A 10,862-nucleotide genomic window follows, 5' to 3' on the forward strand; every position below is an offset into this window, starting at 1 on the left:
GCGACTTCGTTCTATATAATGATTGCAATATTGAGGTATATAGAGTAATTCTTATTAGAGTTTAATCTCATATTAATGACTTACTTTATATACTATTTTTAGCCCTCAACATCGCAATCAAACTAACTCATATTACGAACTAAAGAAGAGTAGTGAAATCTTCACTACTCTTTTAAATTTATGATATATTATCAACACCAGTTTAAAACAAAGCTTAAAAGTAAAGATAATAATTTCTTATTTAATTCAAATCTATAAAACTAATTAGTAATTTCTACAGATCCAATACCTACTTCAATATCAAATTTATATTTTTCTTCATTTGATGTTTTAGCTCTTATTTTTACATTTCCAATACCTGAATCAGTATTTATATCTATTGGTGCATTTTCTGGAACCTTAATAGTTGCACTCCCCATTCCCCCCTGAAATTCTAAATCCCCATTTATATCACCTAATGAAATATTTGTTTCTCCAACTCCACCCTCTATTTTAATATTTCCTGTTTTCTTTTTAGTCTCTAAAGAAACTTCTCCAACTCCACTTTCTAAATCTAATTTATTGAAAGATATTTCATCTAAAGATAATGATCCAACTCCTCCATTTATTACTATATCATTTAATTCTAAGTCATGAATTTTACATTCGGCAAATCCAAAGTCAATCTCTAAATTCCCCTTAAAAACTCTTGGAATTCTTATCTCTATTTTACTAGCAGCATCAGAAGCTATATTACCACTTTTCTTTACTTCTTCTTTTATTATAAATTTATTAGAGCTTTTTTCTGTTTTTACCCCTTTAGAATATTTACTTAAAACTCCAGATATCTCTAAATTATCCCCATCATAATAATTTATATCAATATTACTTGCATCTATACTTATATCTAACTTTGTAATTCCATCTATCGATTCTGATATATCTATATTACTTGAAGAATAATTTGTATCATTTGATTTGTTATTGCTTGAACTTTCAAACCACTCGTTTTTTCTACTTTCAACCCCAAATTTTATACCACATCCTGTTAACATAATTGTTATTGTTAAAGCTAGTATTACCTCTAAAAATCTCCTCATTTTAATTCCCCCTAAATTATATCCAATTTTTTATCTAAATGATAACTTGCCAAATATATAAGAAAAATAATCCAACATAAACTTAAAACAAAATAAATTATATCAATTTCTATAAAATTTCCTATCTTTATATAAAAGTATGGAAATAAATTAGTTATTACTTTATCTATTTTATCTACTATCCCAGATATTATAGGACCTCCAATTACTATAGTTAATATACTTAATGCTATATTTTTAATATATGATTGAACTATTACAATAAAAGCTATTACTACTACATAGGCAACTATAGTACCATACATAATTGAAAAAGATGATAACTTTATTAAGTCTACTAAAGAATTTCCTGAAAGTAATGATAATACATATGCTACAATTGCTATAGCTCCTTGTATTATGCTAAACTCTAAAATTTTAGCAATTAAAAATTCATATCCCTTAATAGGAAAGGTAAATAGTAACTTTCCCTTTTCTTTAGAAATTTGTCTAATAAACCTTATTATTGAGCCAATAAAATTTAAGCCTAAAAAAGTAGCTATAAAAGCAATATCTAATAATGACATAACCTCACTTAACAATTGTATATTAGTAAAGGTTGCAAAAGTATTAATAATCAAAAAAGCGAAACCTATTAGATATAATATTTTACTTGTTCCTGTATGATATTTTCCAAAATTATATTTTAAAATATTAATAATATTTCTCATAACCTCTCTCCTATTACTCAGCAAATATTTTTCTATATATTGCATCTATAGATGCTTGATGCTTTTCTCTTAACTCTTCAGCATCTCCAAACTCTATTACTTTGCCATCGCCTAAGAATAATACTTCGTCAAATATCCTTTCAAGCTCTCCTATATAATGAGTTGTTATTATCATTGAACTTTCTTCTGATAAATTTTCTAATATTGCATCTAAAATCTTTTCTCTTGATGCGGGATCTACTCCCGATATAGGCTCATCTAGTAAAAATAACTTTGCTTTTCTACTTAAGGTTAAAGATAAATTGAATTTTTCCATCATTCCCTTTGATAGATCTTTTATTTTTAAATTTTTATCTAAATTCATAAACTCTAAATAATAATTCATTTTTTCTCTATCAAAATCATTGAAAAAATCAGAATATAAATTTATAGCATCTTTAATTTTCATAGATCTATTAAATATATTCATATCTTGCAAATATGATATCTGAGACTTTGTAATATTGGATATATTATTTTCTTCTAATTTTATTTCTCCACTATCTATTTTCAAAAAGCCTTCTATTGTATTTAAAAGAGTTGTTTTTCCTTGTCCATTAGGTCCCATTATTCCAAGTACTTTTCCTCTTTCAAGCTTAAAAGTAACCCCTCTTAAAATCTCTTTACCCTTTATACTTTTATATAAATTATTTACTTCTAATAAATTACTCATTTTAATCCCCCTTATATCTCTCATTTATAACTGCTAATATTTTATCTTTTGTAAATCCTAATGCTATTGAATCTTCTATAAATTTATCTATAGTTTCATTAAATAATTCTTGTCTTAATGAATTAATTTTATCTTCGTTTTCCGTTACAAATTTTCCAATCCCTCTTTGTGTATATATTAAGCCTTCATTTTCAAGCTCATAATATACCTTTTGAATTGTATTAGGATTTACTTTTATTTCATTTGCATACTCTCTTACAGACAAAACTCTTTCTCCCCCTTTTAATTCCCCAGAAACTATTTTCTTTTTTATATGAGCAATTATTTGAAGATATATAGGTTCCTTTGAATTTAATTCAAGTTCCATAATATTATCTCCTTCCAAAAGTATTAGTGTATTAATAACATAGTACACTAGTACATTGTAATTTGCTATTATATTTAAAGTTAAAAATTAGCCTTTATTATAGTTTAATCTCATTTTTCTTAGTCTTTCTCTTTCTTTCTATAAATTTTATAACTTTCTACAAAATAAAAAAGAAGCTCCTTGAAATAAAAATTAAATTTTTATTTCAAGAAAGCCTCTCTTTTTAGAATGGTGCAACTAGAAAATTCTTTGGTGGTATATCCATCCTCTTTATACTAACCTAGTTTTTTATTCCTGTGGTTATTTTATTGAATGTTCGTATTGTTCCACCATTCTTTTTACCATTTCGCCTCCAACGGAACCACATTGCTTTGATGTTAAGTTACCATTGTATTCACTAAATGGAACTCCTAACTCTGCTGCAACTTCATTTTTAAATGCGCTTAATCCCTTTCTTGCTTCTGGAACTAATGTCTTTGCCATTTTAAATTCCTCCTTTGGCTTTTGGTTTTGTAAACAGCTTTTAAATAGAACTCACTCTTATTTTAAAGCTTTGATGTTTACACTATTATCTTAACCCGATAGGAGGTTTATATTCCTAGTAATTCATGGGTAAGTTAGTAAGATTTTTATATTTAAAAGCAATAATTTTTAAATTATATAAAGTATCTCTAAAAGTACTGCTACATAATGTAATGCACTTCCTGCTATTACAAATAAATGCCAAATAAAATGGTTATAAGGCATTTTATTAGCTGCATAAAATATGCATCCAACTGTATAAGCAATTCCTCCAAGAACTACAAACATTAAAATATTAGCTGGTATTAATAAAAGAACTGTTTTTATGTTAATTATAATTGCCCAACCCATTAAAATGTATAGTATTACTGAAAAAATCTCAAATTTTCCTATCCAAAAAGCTTTAAAAATTATTCCTAAAGCTGCTATTATCCATATTGCCATTAATATATACATTGATTTTTTATCACTATTCATTAAAATCAATATAATAGGTGTATAGGTACCTGCTATTAATAAATAAATTGATGAATGATCAAGTATTCTAAGTATTTTTTTAGCTAATCTACCAGGAATACTATGATATAAAGTAGATCCTAAATACAAAATAATTAAGCATGCACAATAAATCCAAACACCAGTAATAGCATATTTATCATTTGTTTTTAAGGCCGCTAAAATTAAAAATACACTTCCTACTATAGATAAAACTGCTCCTACTCCATGTGTTACAGCATTTGCAATTTCTTCTCCCTTAGTGTAAAAATTATAAACTATGTTTTCCTTTTTAATAACAATCACCTCCTATTTAATAATTATATTTATTCTATAATTATACTATTCTTTTTTAGCTTCGTGTATTTCAATCTTATTTTTTTCTCCTTTTTCAACCATTATGTTGTTCTCAAAGAATATATATTTATCCTTATTTAAATTTTTAAATATAATAGGAGTAATAGGTGATTTTGCATTTTCTTTAATATAATCTAATGGAAATTCTATTAAGTTATCTCCTTGATTTACTATATCTCCTTCTTCTACAAAGGATTTAAAACCTTCTCCTCTTAATTTAAGAGTATCTATTCCAATATGAATTAATATATCGTATCCCTCTAAGCTTCTAATTGTAATAGAGTGCTTTTCTTTAGATAATGTAATTACCATCCCTCTAATAGGAGACACCAAAATATTATCTATAGGATTAATAGCAAAACCATCACCTATTAATTTCATAGAAAATATTTCATCTGGAACTTCTTCTAATCTCATTAAAATTCCTGATATAGGAATATCTATACTGGTATCTGTTTTAACGCCACTCTTTACTTCTTCTATAACCTTTTTTCTTTTTGTAAATATTTCTTTTCCTGCCATAATATCTTTGATCTGCTCTTTAATTATATCTGATTGGGGTCCTAAAACAGCTTGAATATTATTTCCTATTATCATTAAATCTACAGCACCTAATTTTTTTAATTTCACTTTATCTACTGAGTTCAGCTTATTAACTGTTATCCTTAATCTAGTTATACATGAATCTAAATTTTTAATATTTTTACGTCCTCCAAAAGCCTCTAAAATTTCATAAGCTATATTTTCATCAGATATATCAATAAATAATTCATTTTCTTCTTTTTCTCTCCCTGGTGTTTTTAAATCAAATTTTCTAATTAAATATCTAAATCCAAAATAGTATATTATAGAAAAAATTCCGCCTACTATAAAAACATCCCACCAATTTGTTCTATTAGGAATTACCCCAAATAAAACAAAATCTATTAAGCCACCTGAAAAAGTTAATCCTATTTTTACATTCAAAATTTCCATTATCATAAAAGATATTCCAGCAAAAATACAATGTATAACAAATAAAATTGGAGCTATAAATAAAAATAAAAATTCTATTGGTTCAGTTATTCCTGTTAAAAAGGAAGTTAAAGCTGCTGATAGAAATACTCCAGCCAATAATTTTTTCTTTTCCTCTTTTGCTTCATGATACATAGCAAGAGCTGCTGCTGGTAACCCAAACATCATAAGTGGAAACTTTCCAGTCATAAATGTTCCTGCTGTAAATTCTACTCCATCTTTTAATTGAGCAAAAAATATAGATTGATCTCCTAATACTAATTGACCTGCTGAATTTATGTATTCTCCAAATTGATACCAAAAAGGAGTATACCAAATGTGATGTAATCCAAATGGTATAAGTGCTCTTTCTGTAAAACCAAATATAAATGCAGAAATAACTTTATTAGTTCCTAACATACTTCTTGAAAAATATAATAGAAAGTTTTGTATAGGTGGCCAAATAATTGCCATTATAACTCCAATTCCAACACCGGATATACCTGCCACAATTGGTACAAATCTTTTTCCAGAAAAGAAACCTAAAAATTCAGGCAATTTAATATTATAAAATTTATCGTATATTATTGCAGAAATAAAGCCAATAATAATTCCACCAAAAACTCCTGTTGGTAATGTAGGTATTCCAAGCATTGTTGTATACATAGGATTATTATTTGCTTCTATAATTTCTACACCTGCTATAATTCCAGTAGTCGTATTCATAATAAGAAAACCAACTATTGCTGCTAAAGCTGCTACTCCATCTCCAGAAGTCATTCCTATAGCTACTCCTACTGCAAATATTAATGGTAAATTAGTAAATATTATATTTCCTGAAGAAGACATAATATTTGCTATTAATTGAAACTTTTCCCCAGATAATATAGGAAATATACTTAGTATATACTGATTTTCAAATAAAGTTCCAATCCCCATTAATAATCCAGCAACAGGCAATAAAGCAATTGGCAAAGTAAGTGATTTTCCTATCCTTTGTAAAACACCAAATGCCTTTTTCAAAAAATAATTAACCTTCATTATTACACCCCTTGTATAAAAATGCTAACATTTTTATAATGAAAAATTAAAAATTAAGAATGAAAAATTAAGGAAAAAAATCCTTCGGATTTTTGATTAAAAGGTGCCTTGCACCAATATAAATTAAGTTTTGCTATGCAAAACATCCTTAATTATCCATTATCAATTATGCATTATGCATTAATAATTTTGCTTTGCAAAATTATTCTAGTTGTTTCTAAGTACAGATATAACTCTATGAATATGCATTGTAAGATAAACTAGCTCATCTTTATTAACATTATAATCATAGTTTTCTTCTATATATTCTTTAATTTTTTCCGCACAATTAAAGGCTTCTGGATAGCTTTTTTTAGCTATATCTAAAAATTCATTACTATTATCCTTATTTTGTTTATTGGTAACTACTCTTTTTGCAAAATATTTTAAATGAGTCAATAATCTATCATAATTTAAATCATCTTCATTAAATTCTACAGAATAATAATATCTTATTATATTTAATATTCCCTTTACTATATTAGTTGCCACAACAGACTCTTTTGCAGTTTCCCTATAACTAGCATTAACTAAGTGAAGAGCAATAAATGCAGCTTCATCTTCTGGTAAGTTTATTTTTAATCTCTTATTTATGTAATCTACTCCCCACAAAGCTATAGAAAATTCTTCTTTATGTATTCTTCTAATTTCATCTAATAAATCATTTTTAATTTGAACATTATTTTTATATCTTTTTATAGCAAAAGCTATATGATCCGATAAAGATATGTATATTTGCTTATCTAATTTCCTATTTAATTTTTTATCTGCATAAGTAATTATTTCATGAGCTATTTCAAAAATACCATTGGGAATTTTATTTATTAATTTTTTAAGTTTATTTCCCATGGTTTTATCATCTACCACAAATATTTTTTCGATTTTATCTTCTTCAACTTCTTGTCCTATCTTCCTTTTAAAGGCAATTCCTGAACCCATTATAATAACTTCTTTTTTTGTATTAGGATCTATTGCTACAACTACATTATTGTTCAATATCTTTTCTACAATCATCTTACCATTCTCCTTACACTTGGAAAATAAAATACCTAAATTAAAATAGAATATTCTATTTTAATTTAGGTATTTCTTGCATTCTACTACCGTCCACATACTTATTAAATATATAATATCATTGTGAATTAATACTGTCAACACTCTACCATATCATTGCTTAACAGGTAAAGTTATTATAAATTTACTTCCTTTATTAACTTCACTTTCTACAGAAATTCTACCTTTATGCAGAGTTACTAATTGTTTTGTTAATGTTAACCCTAATCCACTACCGCCATTTTCTTCAGATATACTATTATAAGCTTGACCAAATCTATCAAATATTGATTCATGGAATTTTTTATCTATACCTATTCCAGTATCCTTTACTGAAATTCTGATATATTTATTGTAATCTTTTATAGAAACTTCTATTTTTCCTCCACTTTCAGTAAACTTTACAGCATTAGCTATTAAATTTACTACACACTTTTCAATTTCTACCTTATCACATTCTATAATCTTTTCTTCAATTTCTGGATCTATTATTAGCTCTAAGCCATTAGATTCTATGTACTCTTTCATTGATAAAGCTATTTCTTCTACTAAAAATACTATATCATGCTCTTTAATATTTAGCTTATATGATCCAGATTCTATTTTAGATGTATCAATTATATTATTAATTAAATTTAATAATCTATCAGAATTTCTTCTTAAAGTATCCATATAATATTCTAATTTTTCAGTAGCTATTCTTTTATTATCTTTATTAAGCTTAGATATTAATTGTTCTACAGAAATAATTACATTTAAAGGAGTTCTAAGTTCATGAGATAGATTTATAAAATAATTATTTTTATATTTTTCATTTTGAATTAGTTTATTATACAAATCTTCATTTTCTTTTAATTTCTTATTTAATTCAATAGTTCTTTGCTCTACTAGACTATCTAATATTTTAACTCTGTTCCAAATTATATAAATAATTAAACATATTATTGTTGCATATATCATATATGCAAAAGGAGTTTCCCAAGGTTTTTTACCTATAGTAAAATTTATACTTGTAACTTCACTCCATTCTCCAGTTGAGTTTCTAGCTCTTACCATGAAAGTATATTTTCCCGCATCTAAATTTGTATAATTCACATAATTTCTAATATCTGAGAAAACCCAATTATCATTTAATCCAACTAATTTATACTGATATTGAATCTTTTTCATATTACCATAGTCAGGTAAAAAGAATTTTAAATTTATATTATTATTTTTATAATCTACACTTATATCATCAAAATTTAATATTTTTGTATCGTTAATATAAATACTTCCTATTACTACATTAGGCAAAAAGTTTTTTTCCTTTAATTCTTCTGGATAAAATGCTGTTAAGCCATTTATTCCACCAAAAAATAGCTCTCCATCTTTAGCTTTATAATATGAAAAACCATTAAATTCATTTCCTTGTAATCCATCAGTTACATCATAATTTACAAATTTATTTTTTTCCACATCATATTTAGATATTCCATAATTAGTACTTATCCATAAATCATTATCAGATACTAGTATTCCATAAATAAAATTATTAGATAACCCATTTTCCTCTGTATATCTTGTAAAATTTTCATTTTCTCTATTAAATTTATTTAATCCATATTGAGTTCCAACCCATATATTATTATTATCATCTACAGCTAAGCTTGAAACTATATTAAAACTTATACTATTAGGATCATTTGAATCATTTCTATAAACTTTTATTTCATTAGTTTCTTTATTTAACTTAATTAAACCACCATCTAAAGAAGAACCTATCCAGATTATCCCGTCCTTATCTTCTATAACTTCTGAAAACATAGTTTCAGTTATTCCATTTTCCTTAAATAACTCTTTATATGATTTAACTTTATCTTTTCTATCAAATGTATATACTCCATCGACAGTTCCTATCCATAAAACTCCATCACTATCTATAAATAGACTTCTAATATCATTACATACTAAAGTATTATCATTTCCGCGGAAATACTTTGTGAATTTCTCTTCTTTTTTATCATATTTTGTTAAACCATTTTCTGTTGCAATCCAAATTTCATTATCAATTCCTGTTATAGCCCTAATATTATCATCACTTAGTGAATTATCATCATCTGTTGCTTTATATTTTGTAATAATATTTTTTTCTCTATCCATAACATTTAAACCATTATAAACAGTCCCAACCCATAAAAGCCCATCATTATCCTTATATACTCCAGCTAACATGTTATCACTTAAAGAATTATTATCAAATGGATCTTTTTTATAGTTTACAAAAGCATTTTCTAAATTTGCTATACTTATACCATCATAGGTCCCTATCCAAATTGATCCAGAATTATCTTCATATAAATTTAAAATATTATTACTAACTATACTTTGTAAATCATATATTTTAGATTTATAGTTTATAAATTTATCTTCATTATTATTTAACCTACTTAATCCCTCACTTGTAGCAATCCATGTAATTCCGTGACTATCAACTAATATATCTCTTATTGAATTACTTACTATAGAATTCTTATCCTTTGAATCATGCAAATAATATTCCATTTCACCTGTATTGATATTTAATTTATTTAACCCACCACTATAAGTTCCTATCCATAAGTTATTTGAATCATCAACATATAAACTATATATAAAATTCTCAGTAATAGAATTAGTTAATCCATCAGCATAATAGTTTGTAATTTTATTTGTTTTTCTATCTACCTTATTTAATCCATCTCTTGTTCCAATCCAAAGGTTTTTATCTTTATCTTCTGCTATAGCATATATAAATTGACTAGTTAATTTATTTTCCCTATCATTCTCTCCATATACTCTAATAAAATTATCACTTTCTTCATCATATAAATTAAGCCCGTCTGTTGTTGCTATATATATTTCCCCACTACTATCTAATAACATTTCAGTTATATTATAATCAGATAAATTACAGTTATCACTTCCTGGAAAATAGCTTTTTATCTCTTTAGTTTCTTTATCCATTTTATTTAATCCTCTGGAAGTTCCTATCCATATATTCCCATTATCATCTTCGTTTATAGCTGAAATATAGTTACCACTTAATGATTTTTTATCATCTTCCTTATATCTATAAACTTGAAATTCATATCCATCATATCTGTTTAATCCATCAGATGTTCCAATCCACATATATCCAGAACTATCTTGAAATATATACTGTGCTGTTGTTTGAGATAAACCATCCTCTATAGTTATTCTTTTAAAATTAACTATTCTTTCATTCTCCTTAGCATAAGCTGTAATGAAAATTGTATTTATCGAAAAAATAATTCCTACTATTAATATTGCTGTTTTCTTCATTATTTTTTTCATACATATACCCTCTTATGTAAAATTATTTAATTAATATATAAAATTATACCAAATTATATAATATTTCGCATATTTATTTATCTACAATTTGTCCATATATATAATTTTCTAAATAATAAAACAAAAAAAAGGTTAAAAACTATTGTTTTTAACCTTTT

Annotated in this window: 9 protein-coding genes; all 9 read right to left on the reverse strand. The window is 25.6% G+C overall.

Annotated features, from left to right (window positions below; all coding sequences use genetic code 11):
• Positions 1-260: 260 nt before the first annotated feature.
• Complete coding sequence (locus H9660_RS10660) at positions 261-1,079, reverse strand: DUF4097 family beta strand repeat-containing protein (RefSeq protein WP_191750366.1); 819 nt, start codon at positions 1,077-1,079, stop codon at positions 261-263.
• Positions 1,080-1,090: 11 nt separating this feature from the next.
• Positions 1,091-1,789, reverse strand: coding sequence for a hypothetical protein (locus H9660_RS10665; RefSeq protein WP_191750367.1), 699 nt, complete (start codon positions 1,787-1,789; stop codon positions 1,091-1,093).
• A gap of 13 nt (positions 1,790-1,802) precedes the next feature.
• Positions 1,803-2,501: an ABC transporter ATP-binding protein gene (locus tag H9660_RS10670; protein WP_191750368.1), complete on the reverse strand. Its 699-nt coding sequence runs from the start codon at positions 2,499-2,501 to the stop codon at positions 1,803-1,805.
• A gap of 1 nt (position 2,502) precedes the next feature.
• Positions 2,503-2,868: a GntR family transcriptional regulator gene (locus H9660_RS10675; protein ID WP_191750369.1), complete on the reverse strand. Its 366-nt coding sequence runs from the start codon at positions 2,866-2,868 to the stop codon at positions 2,503-2,505.
• A 300-nt stretch (positions 2,869-3,168) separates the two neighbouring features.
• Positions 3,169-3,351, reverse strand: a complete 183-nt coding sequence (locus H9660_RS10680; RefSeq protein ID WP_191750370.1) for an alpha/beta-type small acid-soluble spore protein — start codon at positions 3,349-3,351, stop codon at positions 3,169-3,171.
• Between the two features lie 168 nt (positions 3,352-3,519).
• Positions 3,520-4,191: a PAQR family membrane homeostasis protein TrhA gene (gene trhA, locus H9660_RS10685; protein ID WP_423739007.1), complete on the reverse strand. Its 672-nt coding sequence runs from the start codon at positions 4,189-4,191 to the stop codon at positions 3,520-3,522.
• Positions 4,192-4,227: 36 nt separating this feature from the next.
• Positions 4,228-6,276: a glucose-specific PTS transporter subunit IIBC gene (ptsG, locus tag H9660_RS10690; RefSeq protein ID WP_191750371.1), complete on the reverse strand. Its 2,049-nt coding sequence runs from the start codon at positions 6,274-6,276 to the stop codon at positions 4,228-4,230.
• Positions 6,277-6,483: 207 nt separating this feature from the next.
• Positions 6,484-7,329 (reverse strand): BglG family transcription antiterminator LicT, encoded by an 846-nt coding sequence (licT, locus tag H9660_RS10695; RefSeq protein ID WP_191750372.1) that lies wholly within the window; start codon positions 7,327-7,329, stop codon positions 6,484-6,486.
• Between the two features lie 153 nt (positions 7,330-7,482).
• Positions 7,483-10,704, reverse strand: coding sequence for a ligand-binding sensor domain-containing protein (locus H9660_RS10700; RefSeq protein ID WP_191750373.1), 3,222 nt, complete (start codon positions 10,702-10,704; stop codon positions 7,483-7,485).
• Positions 10,705-10,862: the final 158 nt, after the last annotated feature.

Source organism: Clostridium gallinarum (assembly GCF_014836325.1).
Lineage (GTDB): Bacteria > Bacillota > Clostridia > Clostridiales > Clostridiaceae > Clostridium > Clostridium gallinarum.

Bases quoted from the DNA above. Each gene is read 5' to 3' on its own strand.
- H9660_RS10660 (WP_191750366.1), bottom strand. From the start codon at position 1,079: ATGAGGAGATTTTTAGAGGTAATACTAGCTTTAACAATAACAATTATG.
- H9660_RS10665 (WP_191750367.1), bottom strand. From the start codon at position 1,789: ATGAGAAATATTATTAATATTTTAAAATATAATTTTGGAAAATATCAT.
- H9660_RS10670 (WP_191750368.1), bottom strand. From the start codon at position 2,501: ATGAGTAATTTATTAGAAGTAAATAATTTATATAAAAGTATAAAGGGT.
- H9660_RS10675 (WP_191750369.1), bottom strand. From the start codon at position 2,868: ATGGAACTTGAATTAAATTCAAAGGAACCTATATATCTTCAAATAATT.
- H9660_RS10680 (WP_191750370.1), bottom strand. From the start codon at position 3,351: ATGGCAAAGACATTAGTTCCAGAAGCAAGAAAGGGATTAAGCGCATTT.
- ptsG (WP_191750371.1), bottom strand. From the start codon at position 6,276: ATGAAGGTTAATTATTTTTTGAAAAAGGCATTTGGTGTTTTACAAAGG.
- licT (WP_191750372.1), bottom strand. From the start codon at position 7,329: ATGATTGTAGAAAAGATATTGAACAATAATGTAGTTGTAGCAATAGAT.
- H9660_RS10700 (WP_191750373.1), bottom strand. From the start codon at position 10,704: ATGAAAAAAATAATGAAGAAAACAGCAATATTAATAGTAGGAATTATT.